We start from the raw sequence: 19,617 nt of genomic DNA, 5'->3' as shown, positions 1-19,617 counted from the left end.
TTTAAAAATTACTGACTATTTTCTACGGAACCCAAACAAGCCAAGCATGGTCAAAGCCAACCAACCAAGGCCAGCACCTTCGCGCTCAGAAGCCTCGTCTTCGATACTTCTCTGCTGGATATCTGCCGAAGTGGCACCGGCAATAGGCATCAACTTAACAGCAACGATCTTTTCAGTACCATCACAAGACGCGTTATGGTCGGTACTCTTATACCCACCTTCACACTTCATTGCGGTGGCTGAGATAACGCCAGCATCGTTAATGTCTGTCGCATTAATGATGCGGAACGCGTTGTTGTCTGCAGAGAAATCACCACCGTTCGTTAGATTATCCAAGAACCAAGGTTTACCTTCGAACAAATCAGATGCACGAGCGCTAACAGGGTCACCTGATTTCGTGTATGGGTAAATAAATCCACGTTTACGACGAGGTTTACCTTCATCTTCTCGAGTTGTTTCTGCGTCTAGCTGACCAACAATCTCATTATATGAGTTGATAGCGCCCATATGGCCACCTGCACCACTGAAAAAGATATCAGTAGTTGGGTAGAACGCACTTACTGACTCTGCTGTCACATCGTCAACAACAAACAGACGATTTGGAGCTGCGCCCGTTGGCATCAAATAAGCACCTGAACGTTTAGCTTCACCAATAGCGACAAAGTTAGAGTTAACATCTGTCAAACGTGAATTTGAATGCACTGTATCGCCATCAATACGCTGTTGAGCACCGCTAACGAGTTTGTTGGTCCATTCGACGCCAGTTATTTCACCAGGCGTTGTCAACTGTCCAACAAAGACTGTTGCGTTCATGTAGTTGTCATCAGAGTAAGTGTTGTAACCGACACCGTATACAGTAATTCCATCCTCAACAACACCACGCATGCTGCCTTGCGCTAAACGCTCGCCGTCTTTTGAAGTGTTGCTAGGCCAATCAACCTGACTTACCGTTCCTGTTGAGTCCCAAATTGCCGCTTTAGATGTATGGTGTGTACCATTATCGTTCGTTGCTTGTTCTGAGATGCTACCCACTGTAAATGTGCCATCGGTGCGCCATGCTCGGCTCGCAACAACGACAGCCTCATCACTACTTGGTACGATAGTTGGAGGCACTGGAGCTACTACCGTGTTTCTTGTTTCCAATTCAGAAGAGTCAGCATCGCTTACTACACTCTGGTTACCAACTGGTTCACCTTCAGCAGTAAGGCTGTTGATAACGTTGTTGTACTTGTTATCGTAAGCATTTGAGTCACCTTCAACAAACGCTAGTGCATTTGTCGTGAAATCTTTACCTAGTTCTTTACTCCAAGGTTGCCAATGAACAGAAGCCCAAGATTCACACGTTGAGTAACGGCGCTCATTGTAGCAGTAGCGCTCAAAATCATCGTATTCTTGTACGTAGTAAAAACCTGAGTCCATTGCAAAAGGAACTTCTTCGCGATAACTAACACCGTCTACCGCCTCACCTGCAGAGATTGGTGTTGTACGGGTTTCCATCGCCAATTTAAACTGTTCCGGCGTACAGCCTGCTGCAGAATCAAAACAACCATGGACAAATGGTGCTCCAGTTCCAACATCCTGAACATCACCTTGCTGGATCGCAACACCATAAGCGGTTTCGTAATTAACGACGTCACCGTTTGATTCCGGTTCTACTTCAAGCACTTGATACAATGCTGCATTAGCATTCATTGCTGTACCAACCATCATCGCGACGGCGGTTAATTTGAATTTGTTACTACAATTCATTGAATTCTTAACTGTCCTGTTGCATTGCTTCGAGTTCTTCCCATCTCTCGAATGCGATTTCCAACTCCTGCTCTACTGCAGCGAGCTGTTCCAATACCGGTTGAGTCTGTTCCACAGGTTTAGTGAAGAACTCTGGGTCATTCACTTGTTCTTGTAGCGTCTCAATATCCGACTCTAATTGTTCTAGTTTAGCTGGAAGAGCCTCTAATTCTCTTTGCAGCTTATACGATAACTTCTTCGAATTGTTCTTAGGTTGCGTAGTTTTGGGAGTTTCCTCAACCACTTTCTCTTTCTTCGTTGCTTTTTCAACCTGACTGCGTGAAGCAAGAACTTGATCACGCTGCTGTTTAGCATCGTGATAACCACCAACGAACTCTTCGATTACGCCGTTACCTTCAAAAATCCAGCTGGTTGTTACTGTATTGTCTACGAACTCACGGTCGTGACTCACTAACAGTAACGTACCCTGATAATTGGCAAGCATTTCTTCTAAAAGTTCCAACGTTTCGATGTCCAAATCGTTGGTTGGTTCGTCAAGAATAAGCAAGTTGTTAGGTTTCAATAAGATACGAGCCAACAACAAACGGTTTTTTTCACCGCCGGATAACGCTTTTACTGGCGTACGAGCACGTTTTGGGGCGAACAAGAAATCTTGCAGGTAGCTCAACGCATGACGTTGACGGCCACCCACCATTACTTCTTGCTTACCATCCGCTAAGTTATCGATAACCGTCTTTTCAGGATCGAGGATTTCGCGGTACTGGTCGAAGTAAGCTACTTCAAGTTTTGTGCCGCAATGTAGACGACCACCTTGTGTCTCTAACTGCCCTAGAAGTAATTTAAGAACCGTACTTTTACCACAGCCATTGGGTCCAATCAGGGCGATTCGGTCACCACGCATGATGTTGAAGCTAAAGTCATCCACGATCTTTTTGCCTTCAAAAGCAAAAGAGACGTTCTCTGCTTCAAAAACGATCTTGCCTGAACGCGATGCATCATCGATATTAAGGTTAACTTTGCCTTGAACTTCACGACGGTCACGGCGTTCTTCACGAAGCTTTTTAAGGGCGCGAACACGACCTTCATTACGGGTACGACGCGCTTTGATACCCTGACGAATCCACACTTCTTCTTGAGCTAACTTTTTGTCGAACTCAGCATTTTGCATTTCTTCAACACGAAGCATCTCTTCTTTGTCATTCAGGTACTGATCGTAATTACCAGGGAAAGAAGCCAATTGACCGCGATCTAAGTCTACGATGCGTGTCGCCATCGATTTGATGAACGCACGGTCGTGAGAAATAAAGATGATTGAGCCTTTGAAATCTTTTAGGAAATTCTCTAGCCATTCGATGGTTGTCACATCAAGGTGGTTAGTCGGTTCATCGAGAAGCAATACATCGGGGTCACAAACAAGTGCACGAGCCAGAGCTGCTTTACGTTGCCAACCACCAGATAAGTCCGTCAGTTTGGTTTCTGGGTCTAGCTTTAGCGCCCCAAGTACGTTCTTAACACGGTCATCAAAGCGCCAAGCATTTAGGTGATCCAACTGTTCTTGAATTTTAGCAAGACGATTAATGTTCTTTTCACTTGGGTCCTGAGCCACAAGATCGAGAAGATCATGGTAGATCTTCAGCTGTTCGCCGATTTCAGCTAAACCGCCAGATACGTATTCGTAAACCGTACCCTCTTGATTGCGTGGTGGATCTTGTTCAAGTCGAGAAACAACTACGTCTTGAGTGATTTGAATCTTGCCATCGTCCAACAAAATGTCGCCGGCAAGCACTTTCATTAACGTGGACTTACCTGCACCGTTACGACCAACTAAACAAACGCGTTCGTTTTCTTGAAGAGCGAACTCCGCTTTGTCTAGCAATGGGTGATCACCAAATGCAAGTTGCGCGTTATGAATGGTAAGTAATGCCATTATTATCCAACCAATGTGTGAGTTGTTCTAAGTCAAACGGCCAGTTCAACTCAGAATCTTGATATTTTAATACGGGAATCGTGACGCCGTAACGAGAAAAGAGAACATCGTCGAACGCAATGTCGACGACGTGAGTTTGTTCGGCGAGGCCAATCTGACCAACGAGATCAAACGCCATCTCACAGAGATGGCATCCTTCAGTGCTGTAAAGTGTTAGCACGTTCAACATCCTTTTAGTGTTCCGTCCCTATTCTGCGTGAGTAACTAACCAGCAATTGTGAATCTGTTTGTTACGAGAGAAATCCAAAGGCAGTGTTTGAGAAGAAATGTTCTGCGCTTTTAAGCCCAGCTCTGCAAGCCCTGCTTCGTCCATTTTGAAGTGACGTTTGTTGTTCGAGAAAACAATCGTACCGCCAGCACGCAACAGACGCTTAAGGTTTGTCATAAGCTTAATGTGGTCGCGTTGTACATCGAACGAGGTTTCCATGCGTTTAGAGTTAGAGAACGTCGGTGGATCAATAAAGATAAGATCGTATTCACCTTTCGCGTTCTCAAGCCACTGTAGACAGTCAGCTTGCTCAAAACGATGCTGGCGACCCACACAGCCATTTAGTTGCATGTTGTCTTTAGCCCAGTTCAAGTACGTGTTAGACATGTCTACTGTAGTTGTAGAACGAGCACCACCAACGGCTGCGTGTACTGTCGCACTACCAGTGTAAGCAAACAAGTTAAGGAAATCTTTACCTTGTGCCATTTCGCCAAGGCGACGACGAGTGATCTTATGATCCAAGAACAAGCCAGTGTCTAGGTAGTCATGCAGGTTTACGATCAGCTTCACGCCGTACTCGTTCACTTCAAGCGTCTCTGAAACTTGCCCCAGCTTTTGGTACTGACTGCGGCCTTTCTGCTTCTCACGAACTTTCAGTACAACTTTGTTCGCTTCTACGCCTGTTACCTGAATCGTTGCACGGATAATGTCCGTTAGACGGCGTTTGGCTTTTTCTTCAGGGATATTCTTAGGTGCTGCGTATTCTTGAATCACGATTTGATCGCCGTACACGTCGATCGCTACGTTGTATTCTGGAAGGTCCGCATCGTAGATACGGTAACAGTCTAGTTTCTCTTTACGAGCCCATTTACCAATCTTACCAATGTTTTTCTTCAAACGGTTTGAGAAGTCAGGTGCGATCTGAACGCTAGTGTCTGCGCCTTTCACTTCGTCAGCGCTGCGCTCTGCAATGCTGTAGTTCTTTTGGTGACACGGTAACGCACCATTGTTCAATTTGAATTGTTTGTCCGCACGCATACGAAGACAGCTTAGTAGCTCATCTGAACTAGAGAAGATAGACGCTTTACAACCGCCAAACTCTGCTTTTAGCTGGCCACCAAATGCTGTGTATAGGGCAATCAGACCAGGCTCAGTACCAAGACGCTCACCATAAGGCGGGTTAGAAACGATAACGCCGGCTTCGAAACCAGCTGGACGAGTAATAGTTGCTGCATCACCTTGTGCAAATGTAATCAGTTCTTCCACGCCAGCTCTACGAGCGTTGTCTTGTGCAACCTTCAGTACTTTCGGGTCGTTATCGAAGCCGAAAAACTTAGCGTCAACTTTTTTGACACCGCGTCGAGCCTGTACATTTGCCTCTGATTTAATCTCTGCCCAAAGCTCTGGTTCAAAGTCTTCTAGTGCTTCAAAGCCCCACTGTTTGCGTTTAACGCCAGGTGCCATGTTCGCTGCCATCATTGCCGCTTCAATCAGCAACGTACCAGAACCACACATTGGATCTAGAAGTGGTTGAGAACCATCCCAGCCACAACGCATTATGATAGCTGCTGCTAGTGTTTCACGCAGCGGAGCTCGACCAGATTCTGGACGGTAGCCACGTTGATGAAGACCACTACCCACCATGTCCACACCAAGAATTGCTTTATCTTTGTGTAGACGGACGTGAACGCGGATATCGGGACGCTCTTTGCTGATATTTGGACGAGGAAGCCCTTTCTTCTCAAAGCAGTCTACGATGCCATCTTTTACTTTCATTGCACCATATTGGCTGTTGCGGATTTCGCGGTTAGTACCGTTGAAGTCAACCACAAAGCGCTTTGAGCTATGGAATTGGTTTACCCAGTTGATTGCAGACGTTGACAGGTAAAGGTCCATGTCGTCGTTACAGGTAAACTCCGATAAAACACGTACAAATCGAGACGCCAAGCGGCTCCACAAACAGCAACGGTAAATCTGTTCATTCGTTGCTTTAAATTTTACGCCTGCCTGTACTGGTTTGGCGTTTTCAATGCCTAGTTTAGTCAGTTCTTCAACAAGCAGGTTTTCCATGCCATTTGAAGTTACCGCGAGATATTGATTCATAGTGTTCTTTCGTCGATAAAAAATGGCTTTGATTATACCTGACTTTACGATCAATGCCTCGTTTTTAAAGGCTTTTTCGATTTGTTAGCGCAATCCATCACCAACCCATCCTGCTGAAAGTAAAAACACAACGTCTGTCACCAAGAAATACGTCTCTTTTTCATTACCTAATAAAAACAAGCCCTATAGAAGAAGTGAATACTTATTTACTGCAAATTTGGTCTATACCAAATCCATTTGGAGTGTGTAATTTACTTACAAAATGAATATATAGGGGAATAAAAGGTGAAATATTAGGCGTCAAGTTGCCTAATTTAAGGAGATGCTAAAATGAAAAAAGTGAAATAAAAGTGAGCTGCTTCATATATGAGATACGAAATCCCCTAACCTAAGGGTGAGTTTGGAGCGTGTATTGGGAGAGATTTGGGAAATTCTAGGCAAAAAAAATCGACCTAGTACGGTCGATTAATGCAAACAAAGGAACGAAATTAAAGAAAAAATCAAAAGGAAACTAACCCACCATCGCCATCGGTGCCATCATGAATAAGTGATTAGCACAGACCATGCGATCATGCATTACTTTAATCGGTTGACCAAACTGGAGCGTTTTGTTGCCGTCTAGCAGAAACTCTTCCTGTCCAACATAAGCACACAGGCTTGATGTTTCACCTGGCTCTAGGACGACGAACACACCTTCTGAATATCGGTTTGTTAGGAAGACCATGTCCCCTTCTTCTGGCTCGTGCCCATCGCATTGGGCATCGAAGAACCAGCTCTTAGGCTGGACTGGCTTATGAAAGCGTTTGGCGGCTACACAATAAAGCGTAAGCTCGGCTTGACGGTATTCGTTGATGTCGAGACAACGGATTCGTTCGTTGTACGTTTGGAACGCGCTTGCGTCATCAACGGTGAATTCATTGTCTGAGAAGGCACAATTGACCAACAGCTTTCGGCATAGATTGGTTTGGAAAATCATTTCCTCCCCTAAATCCAGCATTAGGCAAGCTTTCTGCTCGTCAAAATACCAATTCCATTTGTCGCTGGGTTTAAGCATTATTCCGTTCTCTTGTGACTAGTTAAACAGTAATAAGAGGTAAGACGCTTAATTACCTACTCATGATTTTTAAATTTTACAAACGAACGGACAAAAAAAAAGAGGAAACGAATTCCTCTTTTTTAGTAACAAGCGTCGATTTCTCAACGATTTAGCGATTGATCTTATAGATTTTTAACAATATCGCGTACGAGACCAGGTCCGTGGTAGATAAAACCAGTGTAAACCTGAACAAGTTGCGCGCCTGCCATCATTTTCTCTTTTGCAGCAACGTAAGAGTCAACACCACCGACACCAATGACCGGAAGTTTGTCGCCGAGTTCTTCGTGAAGTTTACGAACAACCTCTGTCGAACGAGATTGAACCGGACGTCCACTTAAACCACCCGCTTCGTTTGCATGCTTCATACCTTCAACGACTGTGCGATCCAGTGTTGTGTTGGTTGCAATAACGCCATCAATGTTGTTCTTAATTAGAGACTCACAGATCTGGCTGATTTCATCATCGCTCAAATCCGGTGCAATTTTTAGCGCAAGTGGTACGTACTTACCGTGTTTTTCAGCAAGTTCGGCTTGTTTCGCTTTGAGTTCAGCTAGCAATTCATCTAGCGCTTCACCGTACTGAAGCGAACGAAGTCCTGGTGTATTTGGTGACGAGATGTTCACGGCGATGTAACCGGCGTACTCGTACACTTTTTCCATACAAATCAGGTAGTCCTCTGCCCCGTTCTCAATTGGTGTGTCTTTATTCTTACCAATGTTGATACCAAGAACGCAGTTGTATTTTGCCTTTTTCACATTCTCAACCAGATGATCCACACCTAGGTTGTTAAAGCCCATACGGTTGATGATACCTTCCGCTTCAACTAGGCGGAACAAGCGTGGCTTGTCATTACCTGGTTGCGGACGAGGCGTAACAGTACCAACTTCGACAAAACCAAAGCCCATAGCGTCAAACGCTTCGATGCATTCGCCGTTTTTGTCCAAACCAGCAGCAAGACCCACTGGGTTACGGAATGTAAGCCCCATGCATTCTACTGGACGATTTGGTAATTGTTGACGATAGAAAAGATCGAGAGGAGTGCCGTTAAAGCGTTGGAAGTTTTTGATTGCAAGATCATGTGCCTTTTCGGCATCAAGTTGGAAAAAGCCAGTTCTGGCTAGACGGTAAAGCATTGTGCCTCCGAAAGAAAAAAGCCCCGTGTAAACGGGTCAATATTATTTACTGTTTTCCAATGCAATTCAATGAAAATGAATGAATTCAGCAAAATTGAGCCTCTTATTTTAGTTTTATTCTTAAAAACAGTCGATTAGCGCTAGTTCTCCTATGCAAAATTGCTAGCTTTTTCATTAAAAGCAAACGATTTCACGTCATGAAAACTTAAAATAAAAGTTACAATGTCACTAATTTTGGTTGATTGAAATGGTTTAAATATAAAAAAGCCCCGCTGTTGCGAGGCCTTTGTCAAAGTCACTTACCCTATTCGTTCGAAGAACAATTCAGGTTAAGTAGAACCAATTCTCGAAGAGCAACAGAGAACTTAGCGAATTCATGGACGGAACCAACTTTGAATTCATTCAAGATACTCTCCCAACGATGCAATGACAGTTCATTCGTTGTCATCCAATCTTCGAGTGCTTGCATCACGTCTAGATCTTCTGTTGAGCAACCGCAAGTGAGAACTTGAGCAGTCAGTTGACGCTGTTGCCAATCAAGATCCTCACGGAATGCCGCACGAGCTAAGGCTTGCCAGTTGTTATCGACTGCTTGGCTATTGATCTGTTTCAAGAACCAATGAAGTGATAGACGGTCTCCAAGATTGAAGTAAAGCTTAGATGCTTGTTCAACCGTTTTACCCGTTTCGCACGCTACTGAAGATATATCCAGTGCTGATTGTAAGCTAGAGAGACGAGCTACGTGGTGCGCAAGTTTCTCTTCTACTCCACGCTCAATCCATTTCTGGGCAAGTTCGTTATGCTCTTCCACTTCTGATGCAACTAGCATGGTGTCTAGCGTTTCAGTAATAGTGTGAACATCGTCTTTATATAGTGCAACGAGCTCAGTTACTGTGCTCTTACCGCTGCGATTGCGAAGTAACCAACGAGAGATACGGCGCAATGCACGACGTACGTAGAACATGATCTCATACTGTGCCTCTGCAGTTGCAATGTTATCAAGTGCACGGGTTTGCTTAAGAATATCTTCCAGTTCGAAGATTTCACGCGTCGCGCTGTAAGCGTTCGCAATATCCACCACACTCGCGCCTGTCTCTTCTTGAAGACGAGTCACGAAGTTACAGCCCATTTCATTAACCATTTGGTTTGCTAGCGCTGTTGCGATGATTTCAGCACGCAGCGGATGGTTTACCATTTGATCTTTATAGTTACGGCGTAACTCGCCTGGGAAGTAAGCCACCAGTTGTTTTCCATGGAATTCGTCATTTGCGATTTCGTCAGCAACTAATTGTTCTTTCAAAACCATCTTGCCGTAAGCCACAAGCACTGAAAGCTCAGGACGTGTCAGACCAAGACCTTGTTTTTCTCGCTCAATCAAGGTTTCATCGTCTGGAATGTACTCAAGAGCACGATCCAAGTACCCTGCTTTCTCCATAGTGTGGATAAAGCGGATTTGCTCTTTAACGATGCCAACACCTTGCTGCTCAGTCACCGAAATCGACTCAGATTGACGATATGCATCGTCCAATACGATTTCGCCCACTTCGTCTTCCATCGATTCAAGAATCTGGTTGCGTTGTTTAACCGTTAAATCGCCATTTGATACAAGGCCGTTCAAGAAGATCTTAATGTTTACTTCGTTGTCCGAGCAGTCTACGCCGCCAACGTTATCAACAAAGTCAGTATTTACACGACCACCTGTGGTTGCGTACTCGATACGGCCAAGCTGTGTCATACCCAAGTTACCGCCTTCACCAACGACTTTCGCTTTTAAATCACGTCCATCGATACGAAGTACGTCGTTTGCACGGTCGCCAACATCGGTGTGTGTCTCGCTAGAAGCTTTAACGTAAGTACCGATACCACCATTCCAAAGCAGATCCACTTCCATTTGTAGGATCATCTTAATCAGATCGTTTGGCGCAAGAGACGCTTTCTTAGTGCCCAACATTTTTTGGATTTCAGGCGTCAGTTGGATCGATTTAGAGCGTCGAGAGAAAATACCACCGCCCTGTGAGATCAACTCGGCGTTATAATCTTCCCAGCTTGATCGTGGTAGATTGAACAAGCGATTACGCTCTTCCCAGCTGGTGGCTGAATCTGGATTTGGATCAATGAAGATGTGCATATGGTTGAACGCAGCTTGTAGACGAATGTGCTTAGATAGCAGCATACCGTTACCAAATACGTCACCCGCCATATCACCAACACCAATTGCCGTGAAGTCAGTGGTTTGACAGTTGATGCCCATTTCACGGAAGTGGCGTTTCACCGATTCCCAACCACCTTTCGCAGTGATACCCATTGCTTTGTGGTCGTAACCGTTAGACCCGCCTGATGCAAACGCATCACCTAGCCAGAAGTTGTACTCATCCGATACAGAGTTCGCCAAATCAGAGAACGTCGCTGTACCTTTATCGGCTGCAACAACCAAGTATGGGTCGTCTTCATCATGACGCACAACACTCTTCGGCGGAATGACTTCGCCTTCGATGATGTTATCGGAAACATCAAGAAGCGCACGAATAAAACGTTTGTAACAACGTTGACCTTCAGCAAAGATTTCATCACGGTTAGTTAGAGTTGGCTGACGTTTACATACGAAGCCACCTTTTGCACCCACAGGGACAATAACCGTGTTCTTAACTTGCTGTGCTTTAACTAGGCCAAGAATCTCCGTACGGAAATCTTCTTGACGGTCCGACCAACGTAGACCACCACGCGCGACTTTACCGCCACGTAGGTGTACACCCTCGATATCCGGTGCGTACACGAAGATTTCAAACGCTGGCACTGGCTGAGGAATGTCTGGGATTTCGCTTGGTTTCATCTTCAACGATAACCAAGGTTTTGGCTGCTTGTTTTCATCCAACTGGTAGTAGTTAGTGCGTAGCGTTGCCGTGATCATTTCCATGTAGCGACGGATGATACGATCATCATCTAGACTTTCGACACGATCCAATTGCTCGGTTATTTTCTTGATAAGATCGTTCTGACCTTTTTCACTGCCCTTGTGTTTTGGATCGAATCGCTTAGCAAACAGATTCACCAGACCTGTTGCCAAATCTGGGTAATGGCTCAGGGTATCTTCAATGTATTGTTGACTGAATGGGAAGCCAACTTGGCGCATATAGCGAGCGTATGCACGAAGAATTGAGATTTCACGACCAGACAGTGAAGCGCCAAGCAACAAGCGGTTGAAGCCATCACTCTCTAAATTTCCTGCCCAAATTGCAGCAAATGCTTGCTGGAAACGATCGCGAGCTTCACGAAGATCAACGGTCTTGTCGCTCTTATGCAGCATTGAGAAATCAAGGATCCAGAACGTTTGACCATTGTTGGTTTCGATCTCATATGGAGATTCGCCGATCACACGTAAGCCTAGGTTTTCCAACATTGGCATCACGTCGGACAGGTGAATTGGCTCGTCGCGGTGGTATAGCTTCAAGCGAACTGCTTTCGATTCAGCCGCTTCTTCTTGCGGACGATAGAACAGCATGCCGAGTTTGTTGTCATCGCTTAACGCTTCTAGACGTTCGATGTCTGCAACCGCAGAACCTGGCATCATGTCTTCTTTATATGAACGTGGGAATGCGCTCATGTACTCTTTCGAAAGCGGAAGACCTTTGCTTTCACCGAAGTTAGCAATGATAGATTCTTTTAGGCGATCATCCCATGAAGTCGATACTTCCATTAAGTTCTGCTCAATCTTTTTCACGTCTACATCAATGTTGTTATTGTCTACACGAACAATGTAATGGGTTCTCGCAAGCGGACTCTCTGAGAAGAAGGTTGTGAATTCAACCTCTTGCTCACAGCCAAAGTACTGCTTAAGAATACGTTGTGTTTGGCGGCGAAGCTCGGTGTTGTAACGATCTTTTGTCACATAAACCATGCAGCTGAAGAATCGGCCAAACGGGTCTTTACGAACAAACAGACGTAACAAGTCACGGTCTTGCATTTGTACTACGCCCATCCCCACTTCTAATAGCTCTTCTTCACGAGCTTGAAGCAGTTCATCACGTGGGTAGTTTTCTAGGATGTTGTGCAGGGCTTTATACGAGTACGATCCGTTACGGTAGCCACTTGCTTCTAGAATACGATCCACTTTCTCGCGGATCAGAGGAATACTTTGTACCGCTTGGTTGTATACCGCAGAAGTGTAAAGACCTGTGAAACGGTGCTCACCAATCACTTTGCCGTTCTTATCGAATTTCTTAACACCAATGTAGTCAGTGTAAGCTGGGCGGTGAATACGAGAGGCTTGATTGCCCTTAGTGATGATCAGCGCATAAGGTTTTTTCGCTTCAAGGCGCGCAGAGTCTGACAGTTCAGAAAGCTTGATGCTGCGAACACGACTGTCATCAGCAAACATGCCAAGGCCTTTCTCTTTCACCGGCTGGAGTTCAGTGTCACCATTGACACTGACAAGATCATATTCTTTATAGCCCATGAAGGTGAAGTTATGATCCCCTAACCAGCGTAGGTATTCGATCGTTTCATCTAAACGATCTGTTTTCATTGAAACACGATCTTTATTCTTCTCAAGGTCGTTGGTAACGATCTTAAGTTTTTCAACCATTTGCTTCCAGTCATCAACGACTAAGCGCGTGTCTGATAAGATGGTTAGCAACTCATTTTTCAACGCTTGCATTTCATCTTTACTGGTTAAACGGTCTACTTCGATGTGGAATAGAGATTGAAGAACGCCGCCCTCACCATTTACATCCGTCACTTGCCCTTTCTTATCGCGTTCTAGTTGCGTTGGGTTGTTGAGCATCAAGTGAGAAACAAGGTCGAGTCGCGTTAGCGCCATCTTGATGGAATCCACCAAAAACGGGCTATCCGGTACAACAATTTCAACAATAGTGTGAGTTGATTGCCAACCTTGGCGGCTGACAGTCGGGTTGAATACCCTGACAGAAATATCTTCTGGTTTCTTTTCATTGATATGATGCCACAGGCTAACAACGGCACCATACAGGTCGGATTCATTTCGCTGAATCAAGTCATCATCAGCAATGTTGCTAAATAGGTGTTGAGCAAGTTTAGTTACAAGCGGTTGGTGAGAAAGCTCGAGTTTGTCTTGAATTAGTTGGTATACCTTTTCAAGCAGAACCGGCACTACATTTTCACGCGCGGTCATATTCACACTCCACATTAGAATTGTTGTTTTGTAGGGGGACTTAACTTCGGGTTTTAGCCTCGAAACTAAGCATAGGTAATGCATGCACTTATTGTAAAAGCATAATTACAAATGTTTAACAAAAATTCGCAGTGGTAAGAGGTGAAATGTTTGATTATGTGACTAAGATTCCTGTTTAACTCACTAGGAATATCAGGCATCACAGAGTTTCTAACTTTAGAAACTTATTATTTTGGTCAGTTGTGAGTCTAAAACGGCCTCTAACGCCTAATTGACTAAGAAATGGTCTAAATTTTGATGCATCGAGTTGCACTCTCAAACCATTGTCAGTTATGACTTGTATCGAGCTTGCGGCACCGGAATAGTGTGAAAGAAATGTTTGATAAGAGATGTTGAGAGAGAAGTAATACTGGTTCATGAGAATGGATTATTGTCAGAACAAAAAACTAGGGTGATCATAACGACCACCCTATTCTTTTGTCGATTATTCGTCTAGTGCTTTAGTCACTTTTTCGAATAGGTCTTTCGCTAAATTGTCCATCGCTTTAAGCTTTTCAAGCTCTGCACGGATAAGGGCTTGGCGACCTTCATCGTATTTACGGAACTTCAATAGAGGATCGATCATACGAGACGCCACTTGTGGGTTGGTATCGTTCAACTGAAGAAGGATCTCGCCAGCAAACTGGTAGCCAGAGCCTGATTTATCATGGAAGCGCACTGGGTTTGCGTTTAAGAAAGAACCAATCAAGCTACGCGTACGGTTCGGGTTCTTCAAGCTAAATGCTTCGTGGCTCATGGTTTCTTTCACTTTCTCAAGTGCGTTTTCAACTGGGTTGCTGCCCTGAAGAACAAACCATTTGTCCATAACCAGACCATCGTGCTTCCACTTGTCACTGTAGTCCGCCATTAGGGCTTCACGACATGCAAGTTGCGCATTGTTTGCTGCACTCATTGCCGCAATCGTATCAGTCATGTTGTTTGATGACTCGTACTGCGCTTTCGCTAGTTCGTTACCCTTTTCAGTGTGAGCTAGGAACTGCAGACATTGGTTACGCAAAGCTCGTTTACCAATAGCATCGTGATCAATGCTGTACTCTGCTTGGTTCAATGCGTGGTAAGTAGCACTCAGTTCATCTTCTAGCTCTTTAGAAAGTGACACTGTAATGCTATTCAGTACCGTATCCACCGCATCAATATCAATCTGCTTGTACCAGCCAGTGATTTCGTTAATTGAAGGTAAAGACAGAACTTGTGCGATAAACGCTGGCTCAAGATTCGCATCAAGTAACACGCCACGGAATGCATCGATTAAGTCTTCAGACAACTTAACCTCACCACCCGCTTGAACGTTAGTTACGTTTTGACGAATGTATTTCGCTAGCAGCATTTGGCTTGCATCCCAACGAGCAAAATCGTTTGTTGCGTGCTTCATCAAGAAGATCAGTTCATCATCGCTGTAATCGTATTCCAATTTAACCGGTGCAGAGAACTCACGAAGCAATGATGGCACTGGCTGTTCTGCGACGTTTTCGAATACGAAAGTCTGCTTGTCTTGCTTCACGTCCAGAACGTTGTGTACCGATTCACCGTTGATAACCAGTGGAATCACGTCACCGTTTTGCGCGTATAGCTCAATATCGAATGGAATATGTAGCGCTTGTTTTTCTGCTTGGTCGTGCGTTGCTTCAGTAAATTGCTCAACCGTTAGTGCGTAAGTTTTTGCTTCCGCATTGTATTCACTGTTTACACGAAGTGTTGGTGTACCAGACTGGCTGTACCATAAGCGGAATTGCTTAAGGTCAACGCCCGTTGCGTCTTCCATTGCAGAAACGAAATCTTCACACGTTGCTGCAGTACCATCATGACGCTCGAAGTACAGTTTCATACCTTTTTGGAAACCTTCTTCGCCAAGTAGTGTGTGATACATACGGATCACTTCGCTGCCCTTTTCGTACACGGTTAGCGTGTAGAAGTTATTCATTTCAATAACTTTATCCGGACGAATTGGATGCGACATTGGGCTTGAATCTTCCGCGAATTGCGGACCGCGAATAATGCGAACGTTGTCGATGCGGTTTACTGCACGTGAACCAAGATCAGATGAGAACTCTTGATCGCGGAATACCGTTAGGCCCTCTTTCAAACTCAGCTGGAACCAGTCACGACAAGTAACGCGGTTACCCGTCCAGTTGTGAAAGTATTCGTGACCGATTACCGCTTCAATACCAAGGTACTCACGGTCAGTCGCGGTTTTTTCATTCGCAAGCACAAACTTCGAGTTGAAGATGTTCAAACCTTTGTTTTCCATTGCACCCATGTTGAAGAAATCAACGGCCACGATCATGTAGATATCTAGATCATACTCAAGACCAAAGCGGTCTTCATCCCACTTCATTGAGTTGATAAGTGAAGTCATCGCATGACCAGCACGATCTAGGTTGCCTTTGTCGACAAAGATTTCTAGGTCTACTTCACGGCCTGATGTGGTTGTGTATTTATCACGTAGTACATCAAAATCACCGGCTACCAACGCAAACAAGTAAGCTGGTTTTGGATGTGGGTCTTGCCATTGAACCCAATGACGACCATTTTCTGCCTCACCTTCAGCGACGCGGTTACCATTGCTCAATAGGTATGGATACACAGCTTTGTCTGCGATCACTTTTGTTGTGTATTTCGCAAGAACGTCTGGACGGTCTAGATAGTAAGTAATGCGACGGAAGCCTTCTGCTTCACACTGCGTACAAAACGCACCACCTGATTTGTAAAGACCTTCAAGTGCCGTGTTTGCTTCTGGATCGATCTTGGTAATGATTTCTAAATCAAATTCCGCAGGCAAATCGGTAAGCACTAAAGAGGCTTCTTTTACTTCATGGTGAGCCCAATCTTCACCATTCACTTTTACGGAGCGTAGCTCTAGCCCTTCACCGTCGAGTTCCAATGTGGTGGATTCACCCTTTTGAACTACTTTTGATACTGCTGTAACGATCGTGTCGTTGTCATAAAGATCAAACGTCAAGTCAATGTCCGTGATGGCATGAGATGGCGATTTGTAATCTTTGCGATATTTCGCTTGGGGAGCTTGAGACATGTCCATAAATCCTTGTATATAGAACCACAAAAATACCAGGACTAGAGGCTCAAACACCTCTTACTGGTATCACGATATAAGCTATTTTTAGGGGTTGTGGTATCAGAATACAAGTCTTTCTATAAAAAAACGGAGCTTTTAGTGGCTTAGCTCCGCTTTCTGTTTAACATTTAATCAACATCAGAACATTTCACTATTAATAAACTAGCGTGAAATAATGATGATGAATCATTTAGGGTGTCACTCGGTTGAGAACCGCGTACATATCACCGTTGGAATCCTTAATCGTAAGCTCATTTTGATTGAGTACATATCGAGTACCATGTTCACCGTTTTCATACAAAAGAACTAAATGTTCCCCCTCGGTGTAGAACACGCCCTGCTTGACAGACTCCTCACCTTCATCGTTCGCGACACGGAACATAAACACAAAGTCAGGTTGTAGAATCAAATCCATCTGATTGATGTTATTGGCGAGCATACCATCGCCACCGACTTGTGAACTGGACCAAATGCCGGCAAGCGCATTTGAGAGTCCTTTTGTGAAGGTCACACCGTTCAAATCTAATGTGTTGTGATTGTTTCGATATGCATAAATTTGCGGTTCATCTGTATTCAAACCAAGAACAATGGTGTCTTCATTGGCGTTATACATCCCTTCCCAATGGTCTATTGAATAGTCTTTTTTCTGTATATCGATTGAGAAGGTGTAATCAGAACCCAAGGTCAATTTGATCGCACGAAAGTTCTCTGAGGATTCTTCCGGGTTGGGATTCATCAAGTACCAATCGCCTATCAAAAACGGGGTGTCGAAGTGGCTGAGTTCGTCTTCCTTGTTGGTTTCCGCACTAGAAACACTAAAGCAGCAAAAGCTAAGTAAAATAATGAACCATTTCATAACGGTATCCTTATCGTTTTCTTTTAGCTTAGGTGCTAGATCTCGTTTTTGCGAAATATTTGATCTACATCACGTAATTTGTTGGAGAAAATTAAGCGTAGGATTCACCGAATTCAGTTTGAACATAGTGGTAAATACACATAAAAAAAAGAGCGAATCGCTATGACTCGCTCTTAATACACAGAATTGTTAGTCATTATGACTGAATTATTAGCTTTTCAGCATATCGACCATAACAGCAACGGATTCATCTAGATAAACGTCTGGTGCTTCGTAATCTTTTGGCACATCATCAAGCGTTTTGAATGGTTCTTTACCCATTGCAGCTTGACGTTCATTGATGCGCTCTAGACGTAGAGCCTCGGCTTTATCCGATTCATCTTCACGAACTTTCTCGTTAAGAGACAATAAGTTATCGTCTTTCTCTTTACGGTACTTCTCAATATCTTCTTTGATGAAACGGAATTCCATTTCGTCTGCGATACGTTTGTTGTGAAGTTCAGTCAGTTGAGTCACAAGAGCGTCATTGCTTGGGAACGTCTGATATTTTGCTTTATCAATGCTATCCCACGGCAACGCGTTATCTTCAACACTTTCACCTGTTTCGCTTGGCTCAACTGGTGTTGGATAAGCGATGTCTGGTGCAACACCACGGTTCTGAGTACTGCCACCATCAATGCGGTAGAACTTCTGAATCGTGTATTGAACATAACCAAGCTCTTTATCGAAAAGATCGTAGATATGGTTCAGTGAACGATGTTGCTGAACGGTACCCTTGCCGAAAGAGTTTTCGCCAAGAATAATCGCACGGTTATAATCCTGCATTGCTGCCGCAAAGATCTCAGACGCTGAAGCACTGTAACGGTTGATCAATACAGTTAGCGGGCCGTCGTAACTTATTTGGCCGTCGGTATCTGCATTTACCTTGATACGTCCGTAGCTATCACGAACTTGAACAACCGGGCCCTCTTTAATAAAGAGACCTGTTAAAGCGGTTGCTTCAGTCAGTGCACCACCACCGTTGTTTCGTAAATCAACGATCACGCCATCAACGTTCTTGGCTTTTAGTTCAGCAAGCAGTTTGTCTGTATCTTTCGAGAGACCAACGTAGAAGCTTGGAACTTCAAGAACACCAATCTTTTTACCGTCTTTTTCGATGATTTCAGATTTAACCGCGCGGTCTTCTAAGCGAACTTTGTCACGAACAATAGTGACAACGTAACTCTTTGCATCTTTGCCTTCTGGCAAGACTTGCAGGTTAACTTTGGTTCCCTTAGGGCCTTTGATTAACTGAACGACGTCATCAAGACGCCAACCAATGACATCGACAACTTCTTCGCCATCTTGACCAACACCGATGATGCGGTCACCCTCGCCCAACTGTTTGCTCTTAGAAGCAGGACCGCCGGCAACCAAAGATCGAATCACTGTGTAGTCATCGGTCATTTGAAGTACGGCACCAATACCTTCAAGAGACAAATTCATCTCTGATTGGAATTGTTCTGCATTTCGAGGAGATAAGTAGCTAGTGTGCGGATCAACTTCACGAGCGAAAGCATTCATGTAAAGTTGGAAAGCATCTTCGTTGCGAGTTTGCGTAATGCGTTTCATCGCGTTGTTGTAACGCTTCTCTAAAACTTCTTTGATTTCTGGCCATTCTTTACCAGTCATTTTAAGGTTTAGAGCATCGTACTTAACGCGTTTGCGCCATAACTCATTTAGCTCGGCTTCGTTTTTAGGCCATGCGGCTTCAGAACGATCCAGTTCGATAGATTCATCAGTATCAAACTTGATTTCTTTATCGAGTAGAGTCAGTGCGTAGGCAAAACGGTCAAAACGCTTCTGCATCGAAAGGTTATAAACATCAAATGCAATCTTGTTGTTGCCAGCTTTAAGCTGATCATCAAGGCTAATTGACCAATCTTTGAAAGAATCGATATCGGCTTGAGTAAAAATATTTCTATTGTAATCAAGCATTTCTACATAGCGTTCAAAGATCGCTTTTGAGAAATCATCATTCAGATTGAAGTGCTTATAATGAGAGCGGGTAAATCGAGAAGTCACTCGTTTGCTGGCTGTTTCATGCTGAACTTCAGGAGCAAGAACCGGCAAATCATCTTTGTTTAGTTTGGCTTCTAGAGCCTGAGCTGATGCTGCTAGCCAGAAGCTAGCAGCAATCAGTGTCACTTTTGAACGGCAATTCATG

11 protein-coding genes are annotated in these 19,617 nt (G+C 44.3%); all 11 read right to left on the bottom strand.

The features are described from left to right. Nucleotides 1-15 precede the first annotated feature (15 nt). On the bottom strand, nt 16-1,749 hold the full coding sequence (locus tag KJB05_RS09265; RefSeq protein WP_208445566.1) for a DUF3466 family protein: 1,734 nt from the start codon (nt 1,747-1,749) through the stop codon (nt 16-18). A 7-nt stretch (nt 1,750-1,756) separates the two neighbouring features. Further along, nucleotides 1,757-3,676 carry an ABC transporter ATP-binding protein gene (locus tag KJB05_RS09260; RefSeq protein ID WP_208445565.1) on the bottom strand — a complete coding sequence of 640 codons (1,920 nt, stop codon included), beginning with the start codon at nt 3,674-3,676 and terminating at the stop codon, nt 1,757-1,759. Beyond that, on the bottom strand, nt 3,654-3,905 hold the full coding sequence (locus KJB05_RS09255; protein ID WP_082245649.1) for a glutaredoxin family protein: 252 nt from the start codon (nt 3,903-3,905) through the stop codon (nt 3,654-3,656). Before KJB05_RS09255 ends, KJB05_RS09260 begins: the two co-directional genes overlap by 23 nt. A gap of 18 nt (nt 3,906-3,923) precedes the next feature. Then, nucleotides 3,924-6,047, bottom strand: a complete 2,124-nt coding sequence (rlmKL, locus tag KJB05_RS09250; RefSeq protein WP_208445564.1) for a bifunctional 23S rRNA (guanine(2069)-N(7))-methyltransferase RlmK/23S rRNA (guanine(2445)-N(2))-methyltransferase RlmL — start codon at nt 6,045-6,047, stop codon at nt 3,924-3,926. 511 nt (nt 6,048-6,558) lie between these two features. Further along, the gene (locus tag KJB05_RS09245) at nt 6,559-7,101 is read right to left on the bottom strand and encodes a cell division protein ZapC (protein ID WP_005426674.1); all 543 of its coding nucleotides are present in this window, start codon (nt 7,099-7,101) and stop codon (nt 6,559-6,561) included. Between the two features lie 164 nt (nt 7,102-7,265). After that, complete coding sequence (pyrD, locus tag KJB05_RS09240; RefSeq protein ID WP_208445563.1) at nt 7,266-8,276, bottom strand: quinone-dependent dihydroorotate dehydrogenase; 1,011 nt, start codon at nt 8,274-8,276, stop codon at nt 7,266-7,268. A gap of 304 nt (nt 8,277-8,580) precedes the next feature. After that, nucleotides 8,581-13,422 carry an NAD-glutamate dehydrogenase gene (locus KJB05_RS09235; RefSeq protein ID WP_208445562.1) on the bottom strand — a complete coding sequence of 1,614 codons (4,842 nt, stop codon included), beginning with the start codon at nt 13,420-13,422 and terminating at the stop codon, nt 8,581-8,583. A gap of 199 nt (nt 13,423-13,621) precedes the next feature. Then, nucleotides 13,622-13,840 (bottom strand): DUF2835 domain-containing protein, encoded by a 219-nt coding sequence (locus KJB05_RS09230; RefSeq protein WP_208445561.1) that lies wholly within the window; start codon nt 13,838-13,840, stop codon nt 13,622-13,624. Nucleotides 13,841-13,906: 66 nt separating this feature from the next. After that, nucleotides 13,907-16,513 (bottom strand): aminopeptidase N, encoded by a 2,607-nt coding sequence (gene pepN / locus KJB05_RS09225; RefSeq protein ID WP_208445560.1) that lies wholly within the window; start codon nt 16,511-16,513, stop codon nt 13,907-13,909. A gap of 232 nt (nt 16,514-16,745) precedes the next feature. After that, a complete protein-coding gene (locus tag KJB05_RS09220) occupies nt 16,746-17,411 on the bottom strand; it encodes a hypothetical protein (RefSeq protein ID WP_009706130.1) in 666 nt (221 codons plus the stop codon). A 210-nt stretch (nt 17,412-17,621) separates the two neighbouring features. Beyond that, nucleotides 17,622-19,616 (bottom strand): carboxy terminal-processing peptidase, encoded by a 1,995-nt coding sequence (gene prc, locus KJB05_RS09215; protein ID WP_005440088.1) that lies wholly within the window; start codon nt 19,614-19,616, stop codon nt 17,622-17,624. Between the last annotated feature and the right edge of the window lies 1 nt (nt 19,617).

Source organism: Vibrio sp. B1ASS3 (assembly GCF_905175355.1).
In the GTDB taxonomy this organism is placed as follows: domain Bacteria; phylum Pseudomonadota; class Gammaproteobacteria; order Enterobacterales; family Vibrionaceae; genus Vibrio; species Vibrio owensii.
The sequence above is the reverse complement of the archived record's forward strand: the minus strand, read 5'-3'. Positions and strand labels throughout refer to the sequence as shown.

Coding starts and splice junctions, on each gene's coding strand:
- KJB05_RS09220 (WP_009706130.1), bottom strand. CDS start 17,411: ATGAAATGGTTCATTATTTTACTTAGCTTTTGCTGCTTTAGTGTTTCT.
- KJB05_RS09255 (WP_082245649.1), bottom strand. CDS start 3,905: ATGTTGAACGTGCTAACACTTTACAGCACTGAAGGATGCCATCTCTGT.
- pyrD (WP_208445563.1), bottom strand. CDS start 8,276: ATGCTTTACCGTCTAGCCAGAACTGGCTTTTTCCAACTTGATGCCGAA.
- rlmKL (WP_208445564.1), bottom strand. CDS start 6,047: ATGAATCAATATCTCGCGGTAACTTCAAATGGCATGGAAAACCTGCTT.
- KJB05_RS09230 (WP_208445561.1), bottom strand. CDS start 13,840: ATGAACCAGTATTACTTCTCTCTCAACATCTCTTATCAAACATTTCTT.
- KJB05_RS09260 (WP_208445565.1), bottom strand. CDS start 3,676: ATGGCATTACTTACCATTCATAACGCGCAACTTGCATTTGGTGATCAC.
- KJB05_RS09265 (WP_208445566.1), bottom strand. CDS start 1,749: ATGAATTGTAGTAACAAATTCAAATTAACCGCCGTCGCGATGATGGTT.
- pepN (WP_208445560.1), bottom strand. CDS start 16,513: ATGTCTCAAGCTCCCCAAGCGAAATATCGCAAAGATTACAAATCGCCA.
- KJB05_RS09235 (WP_208445562.1), bottom strand. CDS start 13,422: ATGACCGCGCGTGAAAATGTAGTGCCGGTTCTGCTTGAAAAGGTATAC.
- KJB05_RS09245 (WP_005426674.1), bottom strand. CDS start 7,101: ATGCTTAAACCCAGCGACAAATGGAATTGGTATTTTGACGAGCAGAAA.
- prc (WP_005440088.1), bottom strand. CDS start 19,616: ATGAATTGCCGTTCAAAAGTGACACTGATTGCTGCTAGCTTCTGGCTA.